We start from the raw sequence: 26011 nt of genomic DNA, 5'->3' as shown, positions 1-26011 counted from the left end.
CCGGTCACGCGCATCCGGAACCTTCCTAGGAACCCGGCCACGACCCACCGTCGGCAAGCGCGAAGCGCGCGGCAGCATCGCGAGAGCGAGCCGCTTCCCCGCTGCATCCCGCCAGCCACTAGCATCCGTTCATGGCATCGTCGTCGAGCGGGTTCCCCGGATTCCGCAGTGGGGCCGTGGGGGTCACCGCATCGCTCATCGGGTTCTTGTTTCTCGTCGAGATCACGAGTGGCATCATCCAGGGGTTCTACGTTCCACTCATCCCCGATCTGGTGCAGCACCTCGGCATCCGCGACGCCGACTTCAACTGGTTCGAGGCCGCGCAACTCCTTCTCTCGGCGATCGTCGTGCCTGTGCTCGCCAAGCTCGGTGACATGGTGGGGCACAAGCGGATGCTCCTCATCTCGACCGTGCTGACGGCGGCGGCGAGCTGGTGGCTCGTCGCGGCGGGTGACTTCACGAGCTTCCTGATCGCCTGGGCGCTCCAGGGCTTCTACGTCGTGTGGCTTCCGCTCGAGGTCGCCCTGATCTTCGACCGGGGCCGCCGCACCGGAAGCGCAGCCTCGCAGACCCGCCGAGCCGCCGGACTCCTCGTCGTGGCCCTCGAGGCGGGCGCCATCATCGGAGCGCTCTCCAGCGGCATCCTGTTCGACGTCTTCGGCAAGAACGTGCCCCTCACGCTCTCGGTTCCCGCCATCGCCGTGACGCTGGTGTTCTTCGCCATCCTGTTCGGGGTGCCCGAATCGTCACCGGTGCCGGGTCGCACGCTCGACCTGGTGGGTTTCACGATCCTCACCCTGGGGCTCCTGCTCATCACGAGCGGCCTCACCTTCCTGCGCATCAACGGACCCGAGACCTGGTGGGTGTGGCTGCTGGTGGTGATCGGCGTGCTGGTGTTCGTGCCGTTCGGCTTCTACGAGTTGAAGCAGCCCGATCCGGCGATCGATCTCCGCGTGCTCCGACAGCCGACCATGTGGCCGGTGCAGGTGACGGCCGCTCTCATCGGCATCAGCCTGCTCGGCGCGCAGGCACCGCTCAGCACCTTCGCCGGCACCGACCCGGTCAACGGCTACGGACTCGGCCTCGGATCGTCGAGCCGCAGCATCCTGATCGGCGTGTATCTGCTGTCGATGATCATCGGTGCGCTGCTGTTCCCGCTGTTCTCCCGAAGGTCGAGTCCGCGGGTCGCCCTGATCGGCGCGACCTTCCTGGTGGCGCTCGGCTATGCCCTGTTCCTTCCTTTCCACGCCGAGACCTGGCAGGTGTTCGTCAACATGTTCATCGCCGGAATCGGATCGGGCGCACTGGTCGGAGCACTCCCCGCCGCGGCCGCAGCCGCCGCTCCCCGGGGCCAGACCGGCATCGCCGCAGGCTTGACGAACACCACGAAGACGATCGGCGGCTCGTTCGCCTCAGCGGTCTTCGGCGTGGTGCTGTTCCAGGGAGCCTCCACGGCGGTCACGGCGACCGCGTCCAGTCTCTCCGGCTACATGACGGTGTGGGCGATCTGCGCCGGCGGGGCGCTGGTGGCCGGGGTGCTGCTGTTCTTCGTGCCGAAGCTCGCGTTCGCCGACGCGACCGTGCCGATCGAGCCCGAGCCCGAGCCGGAACCCGCGCCGGTGCCTACTCCGCCGCTTTGACCTTCAACTGCCCGCGCGCCACCTTGTAGGCCGCCGACTGCGCCACCGGCTTGATCACCACGAGATCGAGGCTGACGTGCGGTGGCAGCTCGAGGGTCGACACGATCGTGCGCGCCACGTCGTCGGCCGAGAGCGGATCGGGCACGTTGTCGTAGACCTTGTCGGCCCGCGCCTGGTCGCCCTTGAAACGGTTGAGCGAGAACTCCTCGGTCTTCACCATGCCAGGCGCGATCTCCAGCACCCGGATGGGTTCACCGCTCAGCTCGAGCCGCAACACATCGATCATCGCGTGCACCGCGAACTTCGAGGCGTTGTAGCCCCCACCGCCTTCATAGGCGATGTGGCCGGCGATCGAGGACACCGTCATGATGTCGGCCGCTCCACCAGGTTCGACGGATGCGCGCAGGAGCGGCAGCAGCGCCGCGGTCACGCGCTGCACGGCAAGCACGTTCACGTCGAACATCGCCTGCCAGTCAGCCGGATCAGCAGCCTCGACCGAGTCCAGGCCCATCGCTCCACCCGCGTTGTTGACGAGCGTGCTCACGCCACCGGTGGCGGCGAGGTGGTCGCGCAAGGCGTCGACGTCGGCCTGCTTCGTGAGGTCGGCCACGAAGACCTCGGCGCCCGTCTCGGCGGCGAGCTGCTCCAGTCGGTCGGCGCGGCGGGCCACACCCACCACGTTCCAGCCGTGGTCGCGCAGGAGCCGCACGGTGGCGGCCCCGATCCCCGAACTCGCCCCGGTCACCACTGCGCGCTTCATCCGCATCCTCTCGCCGACCGGGGTCACCCGGTGCCGTCCTTGCCTTCAAAGGTAGTGTGGAATGATGTCCGTCCCGGCCACGCCCGCGCTCGTGCAGCCCGCTGCGACGACCCGGGTGCCGATGTGGGACAACGCGCGTTTCATCGCGATCACCCTTGTGGTGATCGGTCACGCCATCCTGAAACTGATCGCCGAATCCGACACCGCCTACGGCGTGTACCTCTTCGTCTACGCCTTCCACGTGCCGGTCTTCGTGGCCGTCGCGGGATACTTCGCCAAAGCCGACCCGCCGGGCGTCAAGCAACTGAAGCGCATCATCACCGACCTGGTGCTGCCCTATCTGATCTTCGAAGCGATCTGGTCGGTCATCCACAGTCTCCGGGCCGGCCGGGCCTTGGTCGACTTCGTGAACCCCTCCTGGACGCTCTGGTTCCTCATCGCCCTGATCATCTGGCGGGTCACCCTCCCCTACCTCGCGCTGGTGCGCTTCGCTTTTCTCATCTCGGTGATCGTGTCGGTGGCCAGCGGCTATCTGCCGGGGGTCGGCGGGGTCTTCGCGCTCGACCGCACGCTCGCGCTGCTGCCGTTCTTCGTGCTCGGCTGGAAGCTGCGCCAGCTGCCTCTCACCGAGATCTGGCTGCGGGCATCCGTTCGCACGGTGTGGCTCGTGCGGGCCGGCGCGATCGTCGTCTTCGGCGTGCTCGCGCTCGTGATCGCCCTCGACGTGCCGCTCTGGCGCGAGCTGAAGATTCGCCGCGTGCTGCTCTTCCAGCAGGCCTACCCCGATTTCGGCTACGACCAGTGGTGGGCGGGGGCGCTTCGGCTCGGCGCCATCGCGCTCGCCGTGGTGCTGATCTTCGCCTTCCTCACACTCGTCCCCCGGCGCACCACCTGGTTCTCGCCGCTCGGTCAGGCCACCATGTACGTCTACCTGCTGCACACCTTCGTGCTCTACCCGATCCGGGAGTCCGGGATGCTCGACGGCCCGCAGTCCGATTTGCTGCTGATCGGGATGATCCTGTTCAGCATCCTGATCGCCGTCGTGCTCTCGACACCGATCGTGCGCCGCATCTTCCGACCGCTTGTCGAGCCCCGTGCCCGTTGGCTGTTCGCCGAGCGCGATCGAGGCTGACGCGGCGCGTTACGCCGCGTGTCGCGTTGATTGACCCGTTCGCCACGGATACCTAGGCTTCCAGGCAATCCATCACCCGACTTTGAGGAAGAAGTCCATGAGCGACAACGCTGCGAACTGGAAGTTCGAGACCAAGCAGATCCACACCGGCGCCCAGCCCGACCCCGTGACCAACGCGCGTGCGACGCCGATCTACCAGACCACCTCCTACGTCTTCAACAACTCGCAGCACGCGCAGAACCTGTTCGCGCTGGCCGAGTTCGGCAACATCTACACACGCATCCAGAACCCCACCCAGAACGTGGTCGAAGAGCGCGTGGCAGCACTGGAAGGCGGAACAGCAGCGCTGCTGGTGGCCTCCGGACAGGCCGCCGAGACCTTCGCCGTGCTGAACATCGCCCAGGCCGGCGACCACATCGTGTCGTCGTCGTCGATCTACGGCGGCACCTACAACCTGTTCAAGTACACCCTCGCGAAGCTCGGCATCGAGACCACCTTCGTCGAGAACCAGGACGACGCCGAGGAGTGGCGCCGCGCGGTGCGCCCCAACACGAAGCTGTTCTTCGCCGAGACCATCGGCAACCCGAAGATCAACATCCTCGACATCGCCCTCGTCGCCGACGTCGCCCACGAAAGCGGCGTGCCGCTGATCGTCGACAACACCATCGCGACGCCCTACCTGATCCGCCCGTTCGAGCACGGCGCCGACATCGTGGTGCATTCGGCCACGAAGTTCCTCGGCGGGCACGGCACCGTCATCGGCGGCATCATCGTCGACGGCGGAAAGTTCGAGTGGTCGAAGAACGTCGAAAAGTTCCCCGGTCTCACCGAGCCCGACCCCTCCTACCATGGCGCGAGCTACACCGGGGTGCTCGGCGACGGCATCGCCTACATCATCAAGGCGCGGGTGCAGCTGCTCCGCGACCTCGGCTCCTCGATCGCACCGGCCAGCGCCTGGCAGCTCATCCAGGGCATCGAGACCCTCTCGCTCCGGGTCGAGCGTCACGTGCAGAACGCTCAGGAGATCGCCGAGTGGCTCGACGGCCACCCCGACATCGCCACGGTGTACTACGCGGGCCTGCCCTCGAGCCCCTGGTACGCGGCCGCCAACAAGTACGCCCCCAAGGGCGTCGGTGCCGTGCTCTCCTTCGAACTCAAGGGCGGAGTGGATGCCGGACGCACCTTCGTCGACAGCCTCACGCTGTTCAGCCACCTGGCCAACATCGGCGACGTGCGCTCTCTCGTCATCCACCCGGCGTCGACGACGCACTCGCAGCTCACCCCCGAGCAGCAGCTGACCGCGGGCGTCACCCCCGGCCTCGTGCGGCTCTCGGTGGGTCTCGAGAACGTCGACGACCTGAAGGCCGATCTGGAGACCGGGCTCGCCGCGGCACGCGAGACAGTCAAGGCGAACGCGCTGTAGCGCTCACCGAATGGCCCGGGGCGTAACAAACACGCCCCGGGCCATTTGTTCGGCCAGAATCGTAGGGACATGGACTGGCAGACTAACGAAGACACCGTTCCCAGTGGGTTCATCACCGAGGCGCAGATCCGCTCTGTGCTCGGCAAACCGCCGGCCTCCGGGGCGTGGCGCGAAGGAGACCCGGTCGGGCGACGGAAATTCGCCGACATCGGGGAATTCGCCTTCGAGCACGGGGAAGTCGTTCCCCACACACATCTCGCCTACCAGACCTACGGCACGCTCTCGGCAGCGCGGGACAACGCGATCCTGGTGCTGCACGCGCTGACCGGCGACAGCAACCTCAATCACCCGGCCGAGCCCGGGCATCCGACCGACGGATGGTGGCCGGGCCTCGTCGGCCCCGGCCTCCCCATCGACACCGATCGCTGGTTCGTGGTGGCCCCCAACATGCTGGGCAGCTGCCAGGGCAGCACCGGCCCGTCATCCATGGCGCCCGACGGCGCCGAATGGGGCGCCCGCTTCCCGTACACCACCATCGCCGACCAGGTGCGAGCACAGCACGGCCTCGCCGAGGTGCTCGGCATCGACCGCTGGTTCGCAGTCGTCGGCGGCTCGATGGGCGGGATGCAGGTGCTCGAGTGGGGTGTTCGCTACCCCGACGAAGTCACGCGGATGGCCGTGATCGCCGCACCCGCCACCAGCTCGGCCGACCAGATCGCGTTGAACTCGGTGCAGATCCAGGCGATTCGAGCCGATCCGCTCTTCCACGGCGGCGCCTACTACGACGCTCCCGACGGCGAGGGCCCGCACCAAGGCCTCGCGCTGGCGCGGCGGATGGCGCTGCTCAACTACCGCAGCCCGTCGGAACTGAACGATCGCTTCCAGCGCAGCTGGCAGAGCGGCATCAGCCCGCTCGGGGGTGGCGGGCGGTTCGCCGTGGAGTCCTACCTCGACTTCCACGGCAACAAATTCACGCGCCGCTTCGACGCGAACAGCTACATCACCCTGGTCGAAGCGATGAACTCGCACGACATCGGGCGCGGACGAGCCGGCGTCATCCCGGCTCTGGAGTCAGTGACGGCTCAGACCCTCGTGATCGGCATCGACAGCGATCGTCTCTTCCCGGTGCCCGACCAGGAGCTGATCGCCGAGCATCTCCCCAACAACATCGACGGAGACGTGCCCGTGGTGATCGAATCGAACTTCGGCCACGACGGATTCTTGATCGAATTCGACCTCGTCGGACGCGAGATCACCCGCCTGCTGGCGATCTGAATCGCCCCGCACACAAAAGTGCGGCCGGGGAACCGCCTTGCCAACGGTTCCCCGGCCAATTCCCCCCAGGATCTATCTCGAGGTTAGCGACAGCTGTCGATATCCACTCTCCCCAGTTCAGGGGGTACGGGGCGGCTGTATCATGCAGACTGTGTTGCTGCACCGTCGATGGAGTCCCCACCTCACAGGTCTCCAGGAGGCCTGATGCCGAGAACGGATCGTGAACGCCGCAAGCTCCTCACCCGTTCGGCGCGCAATCTGGGAATGATGTTCACGGGTGCGGCCGTGCTCACCATCGCGGTTCCGAACCTCGGGCAGCTGGGCGGGTTCGCACCGAGCCTGGGTCTCATGGTGGTGACGGGCGCCGGCTTCTACCTGGTGGGCGAATCCCGCTCGCTGCTCTGGCCCCTCGTCACCTACCTGCTGGCCCTCGCGGCGCTCGCGGCCTTCCTCCTCCCCGGCACCCCCGGCGTCGACGCGCCGACAGCGAGCGGAATCACGTTCTTCGCAGCCACGGCTGTGCCCTCCCTCATCGCCACCATCGCCACCTCCACGCGCCTCCATCTGCTCGTGCTGGCCGGCTACGTGCCGGTGCTGGTGCTGGTCACGCTCGCCACCTGGCCGTCCGGGCGCGCAGCCGTGGTCATCCTCGCGCTGGCGGTGGGGTGGATCTCGCTCTTCGTGGCCGCCGCCTGGATCTCGGCCAGCCTTCGCCGCGCCTTCGACGGCATGGCGCGCCTCGGCCGCGCCCACGCCGTCGAGCGGCAAGCCAGCGAGATGGAGGCGCAGCGTCGCCAGGGTGCGCGGCTGCTGCACGACACAGTGCTCGCCACGCTGACCCTGCTGGCGCACTCGGGCATCGGTGTGAACCCGGATGCGCTCCGCAACCAGGCGGGTGAAGACGCGCGATTGCTCCGTCAGCTGCGGCTCGGCGGCACTCCGATGCCGCGCGCCTCCGGCGGCTACACCCTCGAACCGGTGGAGACCGGCGACCTCGGCCACACCCTGGAGTCGGTGAAGCAACGCTTCGGCCGCATGGGGCTCCAGGTCGCCTGGCACGGCGCCGGGCAGATCCTGCTGCCGAGCCACGTGCTCGACGCCTTCCTGCTCTCGCTCTCCGAATGCCTCGAGAACGTGCGCCGACACGCCGAGGTGGGTTCGGCGGATGTCACCATCACGCAAGACGACGTGACCGTGCGCGCCATGGTCACCGACTCGGGCGTGGGCTTCGATCTCGAAGCGGTGGACGTCGGGCGGCTGGGGCTCGCCGAATCGGTGATCGCGCGCATCCGCGACGTCGGCGGCAAGGTGCGCCTGTTCTCGGCACCCGGATCGGGCACCACCGTGGTGCTGGAGGTGCCCAAATGACCACCCCGGGCCGCAGCCGCGCCCGCACGCCCGACGGCGGGGTGCTCACCCAGCTCGTGCGTGCTCGCCGCATCGGCCCGCGCGCGGTCGACGCTGTGCGGCAAGACATCGAACGCGACTCGCGACTCGGCATCGGATATCTCGGCATCGGCGCCGTGATCGTCGGCATCATGATGCTCATCCGGGGCCTGGTCTCCTTCGCCTGGACCTGGGCGGCGAACGACTGGCGGCTGCTCACGCTCGTGGCGTGGGTGATCGTGATCGCGGCCTTCGCGGCGGTGGTGCTGATGGCCCGACGCAGCCGGGGCGTTCTGGCGCCGTGGGCCTTCCGGTCGCTCCTCGCCGTCGACGCCGTGGCTCTCGGTCTCGACTACGCGGCACTGCTGCTCGGCGACGACCCGGAGAACTACCTCACCATCGGCATCGGCGTGGGGGGCAGCCTGCTCGCCTGCGTCACCTTCCGGCCACTCGGGTCGATCCTCGCCGCCACCATCGGGCTCACCGCGATCTCCCTGACCTTCCTGGGCTGGCAGTCATTCACCGAACCGCAGAGCGCCGCGTTCGGCTTCGCCCAGCTCGTGCTCACCGTCATGCCCGCCTTCGCCGGCATCGTGATCGTGCGGTCGTTCGGTCAGCTGGTGCAGCGCGAACTCGACCGCACCGTCATCGAGAGCACGATCGATGCGCCCCGCTTCGGTCTCGGACTCCTCGCCTCCTCCGAACTCGCCCGCCTCGACCTCGCCGCCGAGGAGCTGCTGCAGGATGTCGCGACCGGGCGCGTCGATCTGCCGCTCGATCGCGAACTCGCCTCCACGGCCTCTTCGCTCGCCACCGATCTCCGACGCACCCTCGTGGCCGGTCGGCGCGAGACCTGGCTCCACCACGCCATCACCGAATCCGAATACCTCGCCCCCGCGGTGACGTTGAGCGACCCGGGCGGTCTCGCCGGCTACCTCGAGCCCGTGCAGCGCGACGGCCTGCTCTCGGCCATCTGGCTGATCGTCGACGAATCGGGTCGTTCGAACCCCACCATCGACCTGTCGGTGAACGGCCAGGATGTTCCGAGCAGATCAACGGCTGACGATAGGATGGGGCTCCCGATAGTCATGTCGGTCGGCGGGATTGCCCGACGCCGCATCGACCCGGCTGTCTGGTCGGCACTTTCCCGTGTCGGCCAGTACTCGGTGGATGCCCGTGCCGGCCGCCTGCGGGTCAGTGTCGACGCTCATGTTGTCGTTCCGGATGCCTCACGGTGATCCGGACGGAAGGAGAACTCGTGACGATAACCCGCGAACCGATCCGCCTGGCCATCGTCGACGACCATCGCATGCTGCTCGGCGCGTTGACCGAGTGGATCCGCGGCGCCGCCGACGACATCAGCATGGTGGCAGCGGTGACGACCTGGCCCGATCTGCTCACCCATCCGCAGTTCCCCGTCGATGTGGTGCTGCTCGACCTCGACCTGAAAGACAACCTCCCGGTGTCGGTCAAGCTCCGCGCGCTGAAGTCGGCCGGAGTGAAGACAGTGTTGATGAGCACCTACTCCGAGCCCGTCGTGGTGCGCGAGGCGATCGCTTCCGGAGCCCTCGGCTACCTCGTGAAGAGCGAAGAGGCCGACATGATCGTGGAGGCCATCCGCGCGGCCTCCGCCGGCGACAGCTTCATCTCCACCGAACTCGACCTGGCCCTCGCAGCCGACGACCTCGAGTCGTCACCGCGCCTCTCGGCTCAAGAACGCCGAGTGATGGCGCTCTACGGCGGTGGTGAGCCGGTGAAACAGGTGGCGAAAGCGCTCGACATCTCCGAGGAGACAGCCAAGTCGTATCTCAAGCGCATCCGTGAGAAATATCGCGTGGTGGGCATCGACGTGGGCACGAAGGTGGCCCTGCGCAAGCGCGCCATCCAAGACGGACTGCTCCCCCGCGACGAATACCTCGGCAACCAGACGGCGGATGACTTCGAGGACGACGTGCTGCCTGGCTGAACCTAGGAGTCTCGCCGCTCGAGGGCTGACTCGAGGCGCTCCACCTTGCCGGTGAGTTCACCGGTGTGACCCGGGCGGATGTCGGCCTTCAGCACGAGCGAGACCCGCGGCCCGAAGGCCTGTACGGCCTCGGTGGCGCGCTTCACGACGTCGAAGACCTCGTCCCACTCGCCCTCGATCGTGGTGAACATCGAATCAGTCGAGTTCGGGAGGCCGGAGGCTCGCACCACGGCTACCGCGGCCGCGACCGCGTCGTGCACGCTATCGCTCTGCGACGGCCCGCCGGAAGGTGCCACGGAAAAGGCCACCAGCATCGTCATCCACCTCTCTCGATGTCTTCCTACTCTGCCACAGCATCACCACGGCGAGCACGAGGAGGCAGACGGTCAAGAGGTTGCGCAGGGTGAGCACGGTGAGCATCACCGGATCGAGGCCGAGAACCTGGTCGTAGGCGATCGGGTAGATGATCTGCGTGAGGCCCGCCATCACGAACGCCGTGATCGCCGGCACGAAGAAGCGCCGCCCTTGCGTGACGATGCCCAGGATGATCGGCGCCGACAGCCACACCATGAACTGCGGCGACCCGACCTTGTTGAACACGATCAGAGCGGTCACCAGGGCGAGTGCGAGCGGCGGCAGCACCACCGTCGAAGCCGCCCCGGAGCGCACCACGAAGAAGGCGAGCACGAGGATGGCGGCGACCGCGACGACCAACAGCGGCGTCATCAGCTTGGCGGCGAGCTCGCTCCCGGGGCCGGTGACCTGGAAGGTGAGGATCTCGTGGTCGTAGTAGACCCGGGAGTGGTCGCCGGCGAAGGCGAGCCACATCCAGAGGCTCGAAGCCGGCGACTCGACCTGCATGCCGCGGCCGGTCTGCTCGCTCACGAAGCTGAAGGCGTTCATCCCGGCACCGAAGGCGAGCGCACCCACGGCCACACCGACCAGCGTGATCACGGCACCCACTGCCACGCGGAGGCGGCTGCGCATCGCAATGATCCCGGCGGCGATGAGCGCCGCGGGCCAGACCTTCACCCAGGTCGCGAGCCCGAGGAGAACTCCGGCCACGGCGGGTCGGTTGCGAATGACGAGGAGCCCCGCGATCACGAGGTCGACGGTGAAGATGTCGATCCGCCCCACCGAGACCGGGCCGAGCAGCAGCAGGAAAGCGAGCCACCACCAGGCGGCGGTCAGCCGCAACGGGCCGTCGACCGTTCCGGGGTGGCGGCGGGTGATCAGGAAGGCGAAGATCGCGGCGTTCGCGATGGTGACCATGATCATCCAGCCGATGCCGTACAGGCCCGGGCCCAGCACCATCGAAGCCAGCATGGGCAGGAAGGCGAGGATCGGATACACCCACGGCCCGTCGATCCCGAGCCGGAATCCGTCGAGCGACTGCTCCACCCACGGCAGGTACACGTTCGTGACGTCGCCGAAGGGCAGATTCGGATGGGTGAGGCCCGCATACCCGAGCCACAGGTGAGTGGCGAGGAATGCGGCCCAGAGGACGACAGGCCTTGCCGCGAGTCGTCGTACGCGTATCAGCACGCGTCGATCCTATTCTGAGCTTTCTGAAAGGAGGGTGACGAAGGACTCAGGTGCCGCTCCGCGCGCTCTCAGCCGCCGAACACCTTCGCTTGGTTGACTGTGGCGTCGACCCGAACCGGAAGTCCTTCGTGAACAGCACAGCCAAATATGCCCTCGCCCTCGTGGCAGGGGTCGCCGCCGTCGGCGTCGTGGCGGTCGTCGCGCTGCCCATCGTGAGCCGCGGCGTCTCCCTCGACCCGGGCGCCTCGGTGCAGCAGGTGGTGCCCACGGTGTTCGACTCGCCGGAGCAGAACACGACCGGCACCGGCGACGAGTCCCGCTCCTGGCACCTCGACCCCGCGTCGACCGTGGGATACCGCATCTCGTCGTCGGGCGACCACGTGGTGAGCGGTGAGACCTCCGAGCTCTCGGGCGTGATCGAAATGAGCGGCGACCGGCTGACCGACGCGGAGTTCATGGTCGATCTGTCGACGCTCGCCAGCGACGACGGCGGCATGGATGCGCTGCTCCAGTCACTCATCCTGGCCGGCGGAGGTTCGACGGCCTCGTTCGTGCTCACCGAACCGGTCGACCTCGGCGACGCCATCGACGCGTCCGCTGATGCCGTGCCCGCTCCCCGCACCGTATCGATCGTCGGCGCACTCACGGTGCGCGGCATCACGAACCCCGTGGAGGCCGAGGTCTCCCTCGCGTTCGACGGCGACTCCGGCATGATGACCGGCAGCATCCCGGTCGATCTGGCGTCGTACGGCATCGATGTGCCCGACTTCGGGGTGCTCGATCTCGACGACACGGCCTACATCGACGTCGACCTCGTGGCCTCGCCCGCGCGCTGACCCGGTCAGTCGCGAGTGCCGCTTGCGAGCCGTGCGATGACGCGAGGAACGGCGTGCGCGATGTCGAGAGCGGCGATCGGGCCTTTGTCGGAGGCGCGTTCAGCGGCCCAGGCGTGAACGTACGCCCCCGTCGCGGCGAGGGCGACGAGACGCTCGGCGGCAGCCGTCTCGTCGAGCTGCTGGAGGGCACTGGCGTTCGTGGCGACGAGCGCGCCCACGATGCCGCCCAGCACGTCGCCCGATCCGGCGGTCGCCGCCCAGCTCGACGGCGCTTCGATACGAACAGCGACGCGCTCGGTGCCTTCGCGGGCCGGGGCGCAGACATGCGTCAGGCGCCCCTTCAGGAGCACGACGTGGCCGGTGGCGTCGGCGGCGACCGCCGCCCAGTGCTCCGGATGCGCCGCGACCGTCGCGCGGTCGACCTCGGTTCCCCGGGCACTCAGCAGGGTCGCCAGCTCGCCCGCGTGCGGGGTGAGCACGGCGGGGCCGTCTATTCTCCCGCTGAGATCGAGGGCGCCGGCGTCGACGACGAGCGGCACCCCGTCATCGAGCGCGTGGTCGAGGAGAATGGCCGTCTCGGCGCTCCGCTGCGCCGCATCCATTCCCGACCCGACCAGCCAGGCCTGCACCCGACCCGACATCGTCACCACCTCGGGCCGTGCTTGGAGCACCAGCCGGCTCGGCCGTCCGGGGCCGAGGTAGCGAACCATGCCGAGCCCGGTGCGCACCGCCGCTTCCACGCCGAGCACGGCGGCTCCGGGGAACTCGGCCGAGCCGGTGACCACGCCGAGAACACCGCGGGAGTACTTGTCGTCGGAGGCTCCGGGAACCACGATGCACTCCGCCGCGTCGAGTTCGGTCCAATCCCGCCAGGGGGTTCCGGGTGTCTCCGGCGTGTCCGGCGTCTCGGTGTCGTGCGCATCCGTCGTCATGTGACCACGATAGGGCGGCCGGAGGAGGTCTGCGCGGGGTGATAATCGAAGAGTCGGCGACGCTCTGCCGAACCCCCTCCGTGAAAGGTCATCCGTGGCTGCGTCGGCGCTCTTCGCCCCCCTCGACATCCGTTCGGTCACCGTGCGCAACCGCATCTGGGTGGCGCCCATGTGCCAGTACTCGGCCGAGCAACGCGATGGCGTGCCCACCGACTGGCACCTCGTGCACCTCGGCTCCTTCGCGACGGGCGGCGCCGGGCTGGTCTTCACCGAGGCCACCGCCGTGACTCCCGAGGGGCGGATCGCACCGCAAGACCTGGGGCTCTGGAACGACGCACAGCGTGACGCCTTCGCGCGCATCACCGCGTTCATCCGCTCGCAGGGCGCGGTTCCGGGCATTCAGCTCGCCCACGCCGGCCGAAAGGCGTCGACCTTCCGACCCTGGGACAGCCGCCGAGGCACCGTGCCGGCTGCCGACGGCGGCTGGCCGACCGTCGGCCCCTCGGCGGTCGCGTTCGGTGACTACGCCGCGCCCCGGGAACTGAGCGTGAAGGAGATCCACGGCCTGGTCGAGGCGTTCCGGGCGGCGGCCCGGCGGGCCGTGGACGCGGGATTCGCGGTGCTCGAACTGCACGCCGCACACGGCTACCTGCTGCACCAGTTCCTCTCGCCGTTGTCGAATGTCCGCACCGACGAGTACGGCGGATCGCTGGAAAATCGGTCGCGCCTTCTGCTCGAGACCGTGCGCGCAGTGCGTTCCGAGATCGGCGAGGAGCTGCCCTTGTTCGTGCGGTTCTCGGCGACCGACTGGACGGAGGGCGGCTGGAACGAGGAGCAGACCGCCGTCGTGGCCGGATGGGCTCGGGATGCCGGAGCCGACGTCTTCGACGTGTCGAGCGGCGGCAACGTGGCCGGGGCGCGCATCCCGCTCGGTCCGCTCTATCAGGTGCCGCTGGCGTCCACCGTGAAGTCGCTGGCCGGTGTCACGGTTTCGGCGGTGGGCCTGATCACCACGCCCGAGGAGGCCGACGACGTGGTGGCGAGTGGCCGGGCCGACGCCGTCATGCTCGCCCGCGAACTGTTGCGCGACCCGCACTTCCCGCTGCGGGCCGCGCACGAGCTCGGCGTCGACATCGACTACTGGCCGGCGCAATACCTCCGCGCGCAGTGGAACGCAACGGGCCCTACTCGATGACCCAAGGTGAGCGCGAGGCCGCGACAGCGACTTCACGCCAGCGACACTATCTCCTGGTCGCGTCCTGCACCTCTCCGACCAGCTCCTCGATGATGTCCTCCAGGAACAGCACACCCTTCGTGAGCCCGGACTCGGTGAACGACCGCGCCAGGTGCGCACCGGTGCGACGCATCGAGGCGAGCGCGTCTTCGAGATCGGTCTTCTCGAAGAGCGACGGCAGCTGCCGGATGCGCTTGGCCGGAATCGGGTCGTCGAACTCGTCGTCGTCGAGGTCGATCACGTCTTTCAGGTGCACGTATCCCGCAGGCAGCCCGTCGGCATCGAGCACGACGTAGCGTGAGAATCCGTACTTCGCCACGGCCCGCTCGACGTCGGCGGGAGTCGCCGAAACCGGCAGGCTGATCAGTGATTCGAGGGGCACCGCGACCTCCGCGACCGTCTTCGCCGTGAACTCGAATGCTGCCGAGAGTGTTCCGGCGCGGTCGGAGAGCACGCCTTCCCTTGTGGACTGCGCCACGATCGTCGACACCTCGTCGAGCGTGAACGCGCTCGCCGCCTCGCTCTTGGGTTCGACGCGGAACAGCCGCAGCACGCCGTTCGCGGTGGAGTTCAGCGCCACGATGATGAACTTGAAGATGCGGGCGATGCCGACCAGCGGCGGCGCGAGCACCAACACGGCCCGGTCGGGCATCGAGAACGACAGGTTCTTCGGCACCATCTCGCCGAGCACGACGTGCAGGAACGACACCAGCAGCAGCGTGATGATGAACGCGACGGTTCCGATGACCTCCTCCGGCAGACCGGTGAGGTGGAGCGGCACCTCCAGCAGGTGGTGGATGGCGGGCTCCGACACGTTCAGGATGAGCAGCGAGCACACGGTGATGCCCAGCTGGCTGGTGGCCAGCATGAGCGTCGCGTGCTCCATCGCCCACAGGGCCGTCTTCGCGCTCGACTTGCCTTGCTCGGCAAGGGGTTCGATCTGCGAGCGACGCGCGGAGATGACGGCGAATTCGGCCGCGACGAAGAAGGCATTGCCGGCGAGCAGCACCACGAGCCAGACGATTCCGAGCCAATCAGCCACGGGTCGCCTCCTTTCGCTCGTGCTTGCGTTTGTCTTTTCGATCGTCGTCAGCGTGCGCGGATTCCTGCGCGAGCCGGCCGGGCGCCGCCTCCTCAGCGGTCAACTCCGCCTCATCCGGTGACGGGATGAAGCGCAGTCGGTCGATCCGGCGCCCGTCCAGCCGCTCCACACGGAGCGCTCCCTCGGGGAGCGAGACGGTGTCTCCCACGACCGGCAGTCGACCGAGTTCGCTCATCACGAAACCGGCGACCGTCTCGTACGGCCCTTCCTCGGGCACGCGGATGCCGGCCTGGTCGGCGAGCTCGTCGGGTCGCAGCATGCCCGGGAACGTCGTTGCACCGCGGGATCGCACGACACCGGCCCGCGTGCGGTCGTGCTCGTCGGCGAGGTCGCCCACGAGTTCCTCCACGAGGTCTTCGAGGGTCACGACACCCGCGGTTCCGCCGTATTCGTCGACCACGACGGCCATCTGGTAGCCACGACCACGCAGTTCGCCGAGCAGCACGTCGAGCATCATCGTTTCGGGAACCCGGACGGTGTCGGTCATGATCGCGGCCACAGGCACCTCGCTGCGCCGCTCGCGGGGAATGGCGACGGCCTGCTTCACATGCACCAGGCCCACGACATCGTCGATGTCGTCGTCGACCACCGGAAAGCGCGAATGCCCCGTCGAGCGCGCGATGTCGAGCACCGCGACGGCCGAGTCGCTGCGTCTGACGCTCGCGATGCGTGGGCGCGGGGTCATCGCATCCGACGCCGTGTGCGACGAGAACAGGAGCGTGCGGTTCAGCAGCGTCGCGGTGTCTTCGTCGAGGCTCCCCTGCAGGGCCGAGCGGCGCACCAGCGAGGAGAGCTCCTCGGCCGTGCGTGCGCCCGACAGCTCCTCTTTCGGCTCGATGCCGACCAGCCGGAGCAAGGCGTTCGCCGTGTTGTTCAGCAGTGCCACCGCCGGTTTGAAGACCATGGTGAACGCGAGCTGGAACGGCACCACGATGCGTGCCGTCTTCAGCGGCAGCGCGAGCGCGAAGTTCTTCGGCACCAGTTCGCCGACGATCATCGACAACAGGGTCGCGATGACGATACCGATGGTGGCGCTGATGGCGGGCACCACCGAAACAGGGATGCCGACGGCCGTCAGCGGGTCGCGCAGCAGGCTCGAGATGGCCGGCTCCATCGTGTAACCGGTGAGCAGAGTCGTGAGCGTGATGCCGAGCTGGGCGCTCGAGAGATGCGTCGAGGTGTGCTTCAGCGCCGTGATGGCCGGCTGCAGCCCCTTCTCTCCGCGGGCGGTGCGCGCCTCGAGGTCGGAGCGGTCGAGGTTGACCAGCGAGAACTCGGAAGCGACGAAGAAACCGGTGCCGACCGTCAGCAGAACGCCGACCCCCAGCATGATCAACTCAAAGGCCACGGGGGCCTCCGGAATGGAGTCGATCGCGTTCGATCATGATCGGTGACGGAGGATGATGATGGGCAGAGGGAGGGTCGTCCATTGTCCGTGCGATTATACAGGGCTGGGCAGAGGGCTCACCAGCTGACCGGCAACGCCTTCCCCTCTTCGTAGCCTGCGGCCGACTGGATGCCCACCAGCGCTCGGTCGTGGAACTCGGCGAGCGTCGCGGCACCGGCGTAGGTGAACGAGCTCCGCACTCCGGAGGTGATCATGTCGAGCAGATCCTCGACCGACGGCCGCAGCGGGTCGAGGTAGATCCGGCTCGACGAGATGCCCTCCGCGAACAGCGTCTTGCGCGCCAGTTCATAGGCGTCGAGCCGGCCGAAGCGCTCCTTGACGGCCTTCGTCGACGCCATCCCCCAGCTCTCCTTGTAGAGACGGCCCTCGGCGTCGCGGTCGAGGGTGCCGGGCGCCTCGAGTGTTCCCGCGAACCAGGAGCCGATCATCACCGACGACGCGCCCGCCGCGAGGGCGAGCGCCACGTCACGCGGGTAGCGCACTCCCCCGTCGGCCCAGACGTGCGCCCCGAGCTCGTGCGCCGCGGCTGCCGTCTCGAGCACCGCGGAGAACTGCGGCCGCCCGACCGCGGTCATCATGCGGGTGGTGCACATGGCGCCGGGGCCGACTCCGACCTTCAGGATGTCGGCGCCCGCGTCGACGAGGTCGGCGACGGCGCGCGCAGTCACGACGTTGCCGGCGGCGATCGGGATGCCCAGCTTCGCCTCTTTCAGCGACCGCAGCGCGCGGAGCATGCCCTCCTGGTGCCCGTGTGCGGTGTCGACCACGAGCACGTCGATGCCCGCGGCAACGAGGGCGCGCGCCTTCGTCACCACATCACCGTTGATGCCGACCGCGGCGGCTACGCGGAGCCGCCCGTTCGCATCCACCGCCGGCTGGTAGATCGTGGAGCGGAGCGCACTCGTGCGACTCAGGGTGCCGACCACGGCGCCGTGCTGCATCACCGGCGCGAAGTCGATGTCGGCGGCGACCATGGCGTCGAAGGCCTCGCGCGCACCCGCCACGTCGTCGGCGGAGATGGAGGTGAGGGCGCCGTGCACCAGGTCGCCGAGCTGCGCATCCGGAAGCGCAGTGGCGAGCCGGGAAGCCATGATGCAGCCGACGAACGTTCCGTCGTCGTCATGCAGCACGATGCCGTGGCCGGCCACGGCGGGAACCGTCTTGAGGGCCTGTTCGACCGTGTCGTACGGCCGGAAATCGAAGGGTGTGTCGAACGCGACCGGCTGATCTTTCACCCAGCGGATGGCGGCATCCAGATCTTGCAAGCGCATGTCCTGCGGCAGCACGCCGAGGCCGCCACGGCGAGCCAGAGTCGCGGCGAGGCGCGGGCCGGTGACCGAGTTCATGTTGGCCGAGACGATCGGGATCGAGGCGCCCGTGCCGTCGGCCGGGGCGAGCGAGACGTCGAGTCGGCTCGTCACCGCCGAGCGCGACGGGATGAGGAAGACGTCTGAATACGTGAGGTCGGTGTGCCCGGCCCCGCCATAGAACTCCATGTCTCAACGCTAACCCCGACGCCTGATGATCAGACCACAGCCGCGAAAGGTTTAGGGTTGAAGAAGCACGTGTCCACGCGTGGAGAAGCAACGCAGCAGACACCGGCACGTGCCACGGACGTGAGGCAAACGGAGAGTGGGCGATCGGCTTTGGCTAGCCAATTGACGGGTACGAGCACCGATGACGGAACATCGGGAGAATTCGGGGCGAACGAGTGGCTCGTCGACGAGCTGTATGAGCAGTACCTCGTCGACAAGAACTCGGTCGACAAGTCGTGGTGGCCGGTGCTGGAGAGCTACCGATCGCACGTCTCCGGAGGCAGTGCAGCACCGGCAGAAGGCGTGACGCCCCCCGCGGCATCCGCAGCGCCCGCAGAGGGGGCTGCACCCGCGGAGGGGTCCGCCCCAGCCGAAGCGGTCGCGACGCCGCCCACGGCCAAGACCGAATCGCAGCAGATCGCCGAGGCGTCGGGAGCCGACTCCCGCCAGCTGACCCAGCCGATCGCGCGCACCACGAGCGTCGAGGCGAAACCGCAGCCGATCCCGGCCGAGGCGCCGAGCGCCCGGCCGATGACGCCCGAAGAAGCGGCGAAGGATGCCGCCGAAGACGCCGAGAAAGACACCGTCACCCCGTTGCGCGGGATGTCGAAGTCGCTCGCGACGAACATGGACGCCAGCCTCACGGTTCCCACCGCGACCAGCGTGCGGTCCATCCCGGCGAAGCTCCTGATCGACAACCGCATCGTCATCAACAACCACCTGCGCCGCGCCCGCGGCGGCAAGGTCTCCTTCACCCACCTCATCGGCTGGGCGCTGGTGCAGGCGCTCAAGGAGTTCCCGAGCCAGAACGTCTACTACGAAGAGGTCGACGGCAAGCCGTCGGTCGTCGCCCCGGCCCACGTGGGTCTCGGCATCGCGATCGACCTGCCGAAGCCCGACGGCTCGCGGGCGCTTCTGGTTCCCGGCATCAAGCGCGCCGACACGATGGGCTTCAACGAGTTCCTCGCCGCCTACGAAGACCTCGTGCAGCGCGCCCGGGCCAACAAGCTCACCGCCACCGACTTCCAGGGCACCACGATCTCGCTCACCAACCCGGGCGGCATCGGCACCGTGCACTCGGTGCCACGCCTCATGAAGGGGCAGGGCGCCATCATCGGCGCCGGTGCTCTCGAGTACCCGGCCGAATTCCAGGGCGCCTCGCCGAAGGTGCTCAGCGATCTCGGCATCGGCAAGATCATCACCCTCACGTCAACGTACGACCACCGCGTCATCCAGGGCGCCGGCTCCGGCGAGTTCCTCAAGAAGGTGCACGAGCTGCTGCTCGGTGAGCGCAAGTTCTACGAGAACATCTTCGCCGAGCTCCGCATCCCCTACGAGCCGATCCACTGGGCCGCCGACATCAGTGTCGACGAGGCCAGCGCCATCGACAAGACGGCGCGCGTGCAGGAGCTCATCAACGCCTTCCGCGTGCGCGGGCACCTGATGGCCGACATCGATCCGCTGGAATACCGCCAGCGCTCGCACCCCGACCTCGACATCGCCACCCACGGGCTGACCTTCTGGGACCTCGACCGAGAGTTCGTGACCGGCGAGTTCGGCCTCACCCGCCAGGCCTACCTGCGCGACATCCTGGGCGTGCTGCGCGACTCCTACTGCCGCAAGATCGGCATCGAGTACATGCACATCCAAGACCCCGGTCAGCGCCGCTGGATCCAGGAGAAGGTCGAGCGCCCCTACGCGAAGCCCGGCCACGACGAGCAGATGCGCATCCTCGAGAAGCTCAACGAGGCCGAAGCCTTCGAGACCTTCCTGCAGACCAAGTACGTCGGCCAGAAGCGATTCTCGCTCGAAGGTGGCGAGTCGACGATCGCATTGCTCGATCGCATCATCCAGGGCGCAGCCGAGGAGGGCCTCGACGAGGTCGCGATCGGCATGGCGCACCGCGGCCGTCTGAACGTGCTCACCAACATCGCCGGCAAGACCTACGGCCAGATCTTCCGCGAGTTCGAGGGCACGCAAGACCCCCGCACGGTTCAGGGTTCCGGCGACGTGAAATACCACCTCGGAACCGAAGGCACCTTCACCTCGTCGGCCGGCACGGAGATCCCGGTCTACCTGGCGGCGAACCCCTCGCACCTCGAGGCCAACGACGGCGTGCTCGAAGGCATCGCCCGGGCGAAGCAGGATCGCAAGCCCATCGGCACCTTCTCGACCCTGCCCATCCTCATCCACGGCGACGCTGCCCTCGCGGGCCAGGGCGTCGTGGTGGAGACGCTGCAGATGTCGCAGCTGCGCGGATACCGCACGGGCGGCACCATCCACATCAACATCAACAACCAGGTGGGCTTCACCACGCCCCCGTCGGAGTCGCGCTCCTCGGTCTACTCGACCGATGTCGCGAAGACCATCCAGGCGCCGATCTTCCACGTGAACGGCGACGACCCGGAGTCGGTGGTGCGCGTGGCGCAGCTCGCCTTCGAATACCGCCAGCAGTTCCACCGCGACGTGTTCATCGACCTCATCTGCTACCGCCGCCGCGGTCACAACGAGGGCGACGACCCGTCGATGACGCAGCCGCTGATGTACAACCTCATCGAGGCCAAGCGCAGCGTACGCAAGCTCTACACCGAGTCGCTGGTCGGTCGTGGCGACATCACCGAGGAGGAGTACGAAGCCGCTCACCGCGACTTCCAAGACCGCCTCGAGCGCGCCTTCGCCGAGACCCACGCGGCCCAGACCTCGTCGATCCCCGTGATCACAGGCGACACGAACGCGATCGCCGACCTGGAGCGACCCGAGGCCCAGCGCGACGACAGCTCGAAGACACCGTTCGAGACGGCGGTCGCCGAGTCGACCATCCACCTCGTCGGCGACGCCTTCGACAACCCGCCCTCGGGCTTCTCGGTGCACCCCAAGCTGCAGCAGCTGTTGTCCAAGCGACTCGAGATGAGCCGGTCGGGCAACATCGACTGGGCCTTCGGCGAGCTACTCGCGCTCGGATCGCTGCTGGTCGAGGGCACCCCGGTGCGTCTCGCCGGTCAGGATGCCCGCCGCGGCACCTTCGTGCAGCGTCACGCAGTGCTGCACGATCGCGAGAACGGTCAGGAATGGCTGCCTCTGGCGAACCTCACCGACAACCAGGCACGTTTCTGGATCTACGACTCGCTGCTCAGCGAATATGCCGCGATGGGCTTCGAATACGGCTACTCGGTGGAGCGGCCGGATGCCCTGGTGCTCTGGGAGGCGCAGTTCGGCGACTTCGCGAACGGTGCGCAGACCATCATCGACGAATTCATCTCCTCGGCCGAGCAGAAGTGGGGACAGCGTTCCTCCCTCGTGCTGCTGCTTCCGCACGGCTACGAGGGTCAGGGCCCCGACCACTCCTCCGCTCGCATCGAGCGCTACCTGCAGATGTGCGCCGAAGACAACATGGTGGTGGCGCGACCCTCCACGCCGGCGTCGTACTTCCACCTGCTGCGCCGTCAGGCCTACGACCGTCCGCGCCGGCCCCTCATCGTCTTCACCCCGAAGGCGATGCTGCGGCTCCGCGGCGCGACGAGTTCGGTCGACGACCTCACCGCCGGGCGGTTCGAGCCGGTGATCGACGATGTGCGCATCACCGACAAGGCCGCCGTCACGAAGGTGCTGCTGCACTCGGGCAAGGTCTACTACGACCTCGCCAGCGAGCTGCAGAAGAACCCCGACGACACGATCGCCCTGGTGCGGGTGGAGCAGTTCTACCCGCTGCCGCTCGAGGAGATCAACGCCGTGATCGCGCAGTACCCGAACGCCGAACTGGTGTGGGTGCAGGACGAGCCGCAGAACCAGGGCGCCTGGCCGTTCATCTGCACCGAACTGGCGCGCCACCTCGACGGGCGCACCATCGCGGTCGTGTCCCGCCCCGCGGCGGCATCGCCCGCGGCAGGGTCGGCGAAGCGTCACGCGGTGGAGCAGGCGCAGCTGATCGCGCGGGCTGTGGCGCACTAGGAGTGCTAGCTGCTGAAGGGGCCGTGCTTTGCGCGGCCCCTTCAGGGCGCGCCGCCGCTTCTGCGGCGCGCCGCGACATGTTCGCGTGCGGTCGCTGACGCGGCCGCGCGCTCACCCTGGGTCGTCGAGTAGGGCCCGTTGCGTGCCGTCCCGCGCTCTCGTGTGCCAAACGATGGAGTTTCGGGCCCCACACCGGAAACGACGGAGCCTCCGCCCGCAATTCCGCGCCCCCTCCGTCGTTTCGTTCTCGTTCTCGTTCTCGTTTCCCAAGTCATGGGGCACGAGACCGCAGGCCGCGGGCCGCTCCCGGACGACCCAGGGTGAGGCCGAGGCCGGAGGGTCCGACCGCAGGCCGGGCCCTCCGACCTCAGCCGAACATGTCGCCTCGCGCCGCAGTAGCGGCGGCGCGAGCAATAAGGGCCCGCCCAGCCGAAGGCCGGGCGAGCCCGAAGAATGCGGCGCGGTACCAAGTTCCCCGCCCCAGGCGGAGGGTACCCCGTTCTCGACCCTGCGCCTACAGCACCTGCAGGGTGCGCAACCGCGCGAGGAGCTGGTCCTTCAGCTCCTCGGGCGCGGTCTCCTTGCAGGCGCGCTGCACGGTCTGGGTGAGCACGATGCCGATGTGGAGTTCCGACTGGCACCCCTCGCAGGTCTCCAGGTGAGCTCGGATCTCCGAGGCATCCGTTCGGCAGATCTCGTTGCGCAGATACTCTTCGAGTTCCGCTCGTGCCTTGTCGCAGCCGCAGTCAGTCATTTCTTGCTCCCTTTGACGGACGCGGTGGCCAAACCGCGCTCCCGTGCGTAATCAGTCAACAGACCCCGCAGGAGTCGCCGGCCACGATGCAGGCGACTCATGACCGTTCCCACTGGGGTCTTCATGATGTCGGCTATCTCCTGGTAGGAGAAGCCTTCGACGTCAGCCAGGTAGACGGCCAGACGGAAGTCTTCTGGGATCGACTGCAACGCTTCTTTGACGTCGCTGTCGGGCAGGTGATCGATCGCTTCGGCCTCGGCCGAACGGCTGGAGAGACTGGCGGTGGCCGACTCGGCTGTTCCGAGCTGCCAATCCTCCATGTCGCTCGTGGAGCCCTGGTAGGGATCGCGCTGCTTCTTGCGGTAGGTGTTGATGAACGTGTTCGTGAGGATGCGGTAGAGCCAGGCCTTCAGATTGGTGCCCTGCTCGAACTGCGCGAACGCCGCGAACGCTTTCACGAACGTCTCTTGCACGAGGTCTTGAGCGTCACTGGGGTTTCGGGTCATGCGCAGCGCCGCGCCGTAGAGCTGATCGAGGAACGGAATGGCCTGCTCTTCGAATAGGGCGCGAGGATCTGGAGTGGGTGTGCTCATCACGCTCCAGTCTACGACCGGGGCGGAAACATCCACCCCGAGCGAGATCTCGACCGGGTCTGCGAGCACCGACGTTGCCACCACGCGCATTACCTCCAGGATTTTCTCTGCCGACTATTCTGATAACCGATGCCTGTTTCGAGATATTCCAAGCCGGAGTTCAATCCCTACGGCGATGACGCGCCCCAGACCACCGAAGAGCATTGGCCGGCGCCTCACGCTGCTGCGCCCGTCGATGCCATCGTCTCGGTGCCCGGATCGAAGTCGCTCACCAACCGTGAACTCGTGCTGTCGGCTCTCGCCGACTCCCCCTCTCTCCTCCGTGCGCCCCTGCGCTCGCGCGACACCGACCTCATGGTCGAGGCTCTGCGATCGCTCGGCACCACGATCACGCAGGTCGCCGGATCGGGCGCTTTCGGCCCGGATCTCACGATCACGCCGGCCGACGAGCTCTTCGGCAGCACGACCATCGACTGCGGTCTGGCCGGAACGGTGATGCGCTTCCTGCCCCCGGTCGCAGCCCTGGCCCTCGGCCCCACCACCTTCGACGGCGACGAGGGCGCCCGGCGCCGGCCGATGGCCACCACCATCACCTCTCTCCGTTCGCTGGGCGTCGACATCGGCGACGACGGCCGCGCCGCGCTCCCCTTCACCGTGCACGGCACCGGGAAGGTCGCCGGCGGTGCGCTCACGATCGATGCGTCCGCCTCGAGCCAGTTCGTCAGCGGGCTGCTGCTCGCAGCCGCGCGCTTCGACGACGGCCTCGACTTGCAGCACTCCGGCTCGCGTCTGCCCAGCCAGCCGCACATCGAGATGACGATCGCCGCGCTTCGGGCTCGCGGTGTCGACGTGGCGGTCGGCGCCGAAGGCGACAGCTGGACCGTTCGGGCCGGCCGCATCGCCGGGGCCGAGGTCGCCATCGAGCCCGACCTCTCCAACGCCGCGCCGTTCCTCGCGGCCGCAGTCGTCACGGGCGGGCGCGTCACGATCACCGGGTGGCCGGAGGCGACGACCCAGGTCGGCGCCGACCTCGCCGACATCCTTCCCCTCTTCGGCGCCACCGTCGAGCGCGACGGCGACCGCCTGACCGTCATCGGCGGCGACACGATCCACGGCGTCACGCTCGACCTCAGCACCGGCGGCGAGCTCGCCCCCACCGTCGTCGCGCTCGCCGCGCTCGCGAGCGGGCCGAGCGAGATCACGGGCATCGGGCACATCCGTCACCACGAGACCGACCGGCTCGCCGCGCTGGCGACCGAGATCAACCAGCTCGGTGGCGACGTCACAGAGCTCTCCGACGGCCTCGCCATCTCGCCGCGACCGCTCCACGGCGGCATCTGGTCGAGTTACTCCGACCACCGGATGGCTACGGCCGGCGCGGTCATCGGCCTCGCGACCGAGGGTGTGCTGATTCACGACATCGGCACCACGTCGAAGACCCTGCCCGAGTTCCCCGAGCTCTGGCGCGCCATGCTCACGGGTGGCGTATGAGCTGGTGGGCCGACGGCGACGAGGATGACGACGACGAGTTCGACGAGTCGTCGATCCGGATGCGCCCGAATCCCAAGGGCAACCGGCCCCGCACGAAGACGCGCCCCGAGCACAAGGATGCCCTGTCCGGTCGCATCATGACGGTCGACCGCGGGCGCTTCTCGGTGCTGATCGACCAAGACACACCGAACGAGCGGGAGATCACCTCGTCTCGCGCCCGCGAACTCGGCCGCACCCCGATCGTCACCGGCGACTGGGTCGACCTCGTCGGCGACACCACCGGCGATCAGGGCACACTGTCGCGCATCGTGCGCGTGCACGAGCGCAGCACTCTGCTGCGGCGCAGTGCCGACGACTCCGACGCCGTCGAACGCGTCGTCGTGGCCAACGCCGATCAGATGCTGATCGTGGTGGCGGCAGCCAACCCCGAACCGCGGGCCCGGCTGATCGACCGCTACCTCGTGGCGGCTTTCGACGCCGGCATCACGCCGATCCTCTGCATCACGAAGACCGACCTGGCCGACCCGGCACCTCTGCTGGCCGAATTCGACGCCCTCGACCTCCGGATCGTCACGCTCTCGCGCGATTCGGTTCCGGTCGAGGAGCTGACCGACCTGCTGGTCGGACAGACGACGGTGACGGTCGGCCACTCCGGCGTCGGCAAGTCGACTCTCGTCAACATCCTGGTGCCGGGCGCCGACCGCGCCACCGGAGTCGTGAACACCGTCACCGGACGCGGCCGGCACACCTCCTCCTCCACCATCTGTCTCCGGCTGCGCGCCGCCGACGGCCGCACCGGGTGGATCATCGACACCCCCGGCGTGCGTTCCTTCGGTCTCGGACATGTCGATCCGGCGAACATCTTGAAATCGTTCGCCGCCACCGCCCGCGTGCCCGAGGGCGAACCTCCCGGCGGCATTCCGCTCACCGAAGCCCACGACTGGGAGATCATCGACCGCGTCGAGGCCGGTGAGCTGGGCGAGAGCGGCAAGGCACGCATCGAGTCGTTGCGCAAACTCATCGACCACACGGCCTGATCAGTCCCGGAGCG

General features: G+C 68.1%; 21 protein-coding genes. 12 read left to right on the top strand and 9 right to left on the bottom strand.

Going from position 1 to position 26011, the window contains the following annotated elements; translation table 11 throughout:
• The first annotated feature begins 131 nt into the window (after positions 1-131).
• Positions 132-1640, top strand: coding sequence for an MFS transporter (locus N1027_RS14015; protein WP_259508752.1), 1509 nt, complete (start codon positions 132-134; stop codon positions 1638-1640).
• Here N1027_RS14015 and N1027_RS14010 read toward each other — a convergent pair.
• Positions 1624-2400 (bottom strand): SDR family oxidoreductase, encoded by a 777-nt coding sequence (locus N1027_RS14010; protein WP_259508751.1) that lies wholly within the window; start codon positions 2398-2400, stop codon positions 1624-1626. The genes N1027_RS14015 and N1027_RS14010 overlap by 17 nt on opposite strands.
• A gap of 64 nt (positions 2401-2464) precedes the next feature.
• Here N1027_RS14010 and N1027_RS14005 point away from each other — a divergent pair, with 64 nt between their 5' ends.
• The 6 genes from N1027_RS14005 to N1027_RS13980 all read left to right on the top strand — a co-directional run bounded on the left by N1027_RS14005 (position 2465) and on the right by N1027_RS13980 (position 9582).
• Positions 2465-3532: an acyltransferase family protein gene (locus N1027_RS14005; RefSeq protein WP_259508750.1), complete on the top strand. Its 1068-nt coding sequence runs from the start codon at positions 2465-2467 to the stop codon at positions 3530-3532.
• A gap of 97 nt (positions 3533-3629) precedes the next feature.
• Positions 3630-4955, top strand: coding sequence for a bifunctional o-acetylhomoserine/o-acetylserine sulfhydrylase (locus N1027_RS14000; RefSeq protein WP_259508748.1), 1326 nt, complete (start codon positions 3630-3632; stop codon positions 4953-4955).
• Positions 4956-5024: 69 nt separating this feature from the next.
• Positions 5025-6230 carry a homoserine O-acetyltransferase MetX gene (metX, locus tag N1027_RS13995; RefSeq protein WP_259508747.1) on the top strand — a complete coding sequence of 402 codons (1206 nt, stop codon included), beginning with the start codon at positions 5025-5027 and terminating at the stop codon, positions 6228-6230.
• Between the two features lie 204 nt (positions 6231-6434).
• On the top strand, positions 6435-7598 hold the full coding sequence (locus tag N1027_RS13990) for a sensor histidine kinase (RefSeq protein ID WP_259508746.1): 1164 nt from the start codon (positions 6435-6437) through the stop codon (positions 7596-7598).
• Positions 7595-8854 carry a hypothetical protein gene (locus N1027_RS13985; protein WP_259508745.1) on the top strand — a complete coding sequence of 420 codons (1260 nt, stop codon included), beginning with the start codon at positions 7595-7597 and terminating at the stop codon, positions 8852-8854. The genes N1027_RS13990 and N1027_RS13985 overlap by 4 nt, the downstream gene beginning before the upstream one ends.
• A gap of 20 nt (positions 8855-8874) precedes the next feature.
• On the top strand, positions 8875-9582 hold the full coding sequence (locus N1027_RS13980; protein WP_259508744.1) for a response regulator: 708 nt from the start codon (positions 8875-8877) through the stop codon (positions 9580-9582).
• A 2-nt stretch (positions 9583-9584) separates the two neighbouring features.
• Here the strand turns inward: N1027_RS13980 and N1027_RS13975 are convergent, their stop codons facing one another.
• Positions 9585-9896, bottom strand: coding sequence for a thiamine-binding protein (locus N1027_RS13975; RefSeq protein ID WP_259508743.1), 312 nt, complete (start codon positions 9894-9896; stop codon positions 9585-9587).
• Positions 9844-11127: a glycosyltransferase 87 family protein gene (locus N1027_RS13970; protein WP_259508742.1), complete on the bottom strand. Its 1284-nt coding sequence runs from the start codon at positions 11125-11127 to the stop codon at positions 9844-9846. Before N1027_RS13970 ends, N1027_RS13975 begins: the two co-directional genes overlap by 53 nt.
• A 128-nt stretch (positions 11128-11255) precedes the next feature.
• Here N1027_RS13970 and N1027_RS13965 point away from each other — a divergent pair, with 128 nt between their 5' ends.
• Positions 11256-11963, top strand: coding sequence for a YceI family protein (locus N1027_RS13965; RefSeq protein ID WP_259508741.1), 708 nt, complete (start codon positions 11256-11258; stop codon positions 11961-11963).
• A 5-nt stretch (positions 11964-11968) separates the two neighbouring features.
• On the opposite strand, the gene N1027_RS13960 is transcribed toward N1027_RS13965, so the two are convergent.
• Positions 11969-12895, bottom strand: a complete 927-nt coding sequence (locus tag N1027_RS13960; RefSeq protein WP_259508740.1) for an ADP-dependent NAD(P)H-hydrate dehydratase — start codon at positions 12893-12895, stop codon at positions 11969-11971.
• A 94-nt stretch (positions 12896-12989) separates the two neighbouring features.
• Here N1027_RS13960 and N1027_RS13955 point away from each other — a divergent pair, with 94 nt between their 5' ends.
• On the top strand, positions 12990-14090 hold the full coding sequence (locus tag N1027_RS13955) for an NADH:flavin oxidoreductase/NADH oxidase (protein WP_259508739.1): 1101 nt from the start codon (positions 12990-12992) through the stop codon (positions 14088-14090).
• Between the two features lie 46 nt (positions 14091-14136).
• On the opposite strand, the gene N1027_RS13950 is transcribed toward N1027_RS13955, so the two are convergent.
• The 3 genes from N1027_RS13950 to guaB1 form a co-directional block, all read right to left on the bottom strand.
• Positions 14137-15171: a hemolysin family protein gene (locus tag N1027_RS13950; RefSeq protein ID WP_259508738.1), complete on the bottom strand. Its 1035-nt coding sequence runs from the start codon at positions 15169-15171 to the stop codon at positions 14137-14139.
• Positions 15164-16561: a hemolysin family protein gene (locus N1027_RS13945; RefSeq protein ID WP_259510396.1), complete on the bottom strand. Its 1398-nt coding sequence runs from the start codon at positions 16559-16561 to the stop codon at positions 15164-15166. The genes N1027_RS13950 and N1027_RS13945 overlap by 8 nt, the downstream gene beginning before the upstream one ends.
• 134 nt (positions 16562-16695) lie before the next feature.
• The gene (gene guaB1 / locus N1027_RS13940) at positions 16696-18135 is read right to left on the bottom strand and encodes a GMP reductase (RefSeq protein WP_259508737.1); all 1440 of its coding nucleotides are present in this window, start codon (positions 18133-18135) and stop codon (positions 16696-16698) included.
• Between the two features lie 150 nt (positions 18136-18285).
• Here guaB1 and N1027_RS13935 point away from each other — a divergent pair, with 150 nt between their 5' ends.
• The gene (locus N1027_RS13935) at positions 18286-22122 is read left to right on the top strand and encodes a multifunctional oxoglutarate decarboxylase/oxoglutarate dehydrogenase thiamine pyrophosphate-binding subunit/dihydrolipoyllysine-residue succinyltransferase subunit (protein ID WP_259508736.1); all 3837 of its coding nucleotides are present in this window, start codon (positions 18286-18288) and stop codon (positions 22120-22122) included.
• 514 nt (positions 22123-22636) lie between these two features.
• Here the strand turns inward: N1027_RS13935 and N1027_RS13930 are convergent.
• On the bottom strand, positions 22637-22876 hold the full coding sequence (locus tag N1027_RS13930) for a zf-HC2 domain-containing protein (protein WP_259508735.1): 240 nt from the start codon (positions 22874-22876) through the stop codon (positions 22637-22639).
• Positions 22873-23559: a sigma-70 family RNA polymerase sigma factor gene (locus tag N1027_RS13925; RefSeq protein ID WP_284439043.1), complete on the bottom strand. Its 687-nt coding sequence runs from the start codon at positions 23557-23559 to the stop codon at positions 22873-22875. Before N1027_RS13925 ends, N1027_RS13930 begins: the two co-directional genes overlap by 4 nt.
• A 39-nt stretch (positions 23560-23598) precedes the next feature.
• On the opposite strand from N1027_RS13925, the gene aroA reads away from it, so the two are divergent.
• The gene (aroA, locus tag N1027_RS13920) at positions 23599-24960 is read left to right on the top strand and encodes a 3-phosphoshikimate 1-carboxyvinyltransferase (protein ID WP_259508734.1); all 1362 of its coding nucleotides are present in this window, start codon (positions 23599-23601) and stop codon (positions 24958-24960) included.
• Positions 24957-25997, top strand: a complete 1041-nt coding sequence (gene rsgA / locus N1027_RS13915) for a ribosome small subunit-dependent GTPase A (RefSeq protein ID WP_259508733.1) — start codon at positions 24957-24959, stop codon at positions 25995-25997. Before aroA ends, rsgA begins: the two co-directional genes overlap by 4 nt.
• Positions 25998-26011 lie beyond the last annotated feature (14 nt).

It is taken from the genome of Herbiconiux aconitum (assembly GCF_024979235.1).
In the GTDB taxonomy this organism is placed as follows: domain Bacteria; phylum Actinomycetota; class Actinomycetes; order Actinomycetales; family Microbacteriaceae; genus Herbiconiux; species Herbiconiux aconitum.
The sequence above is the reverse complement of the archived record's forward strand: the minus strand, read 5'-3'. Positions and strand labels throughout refer to the sequence as shown.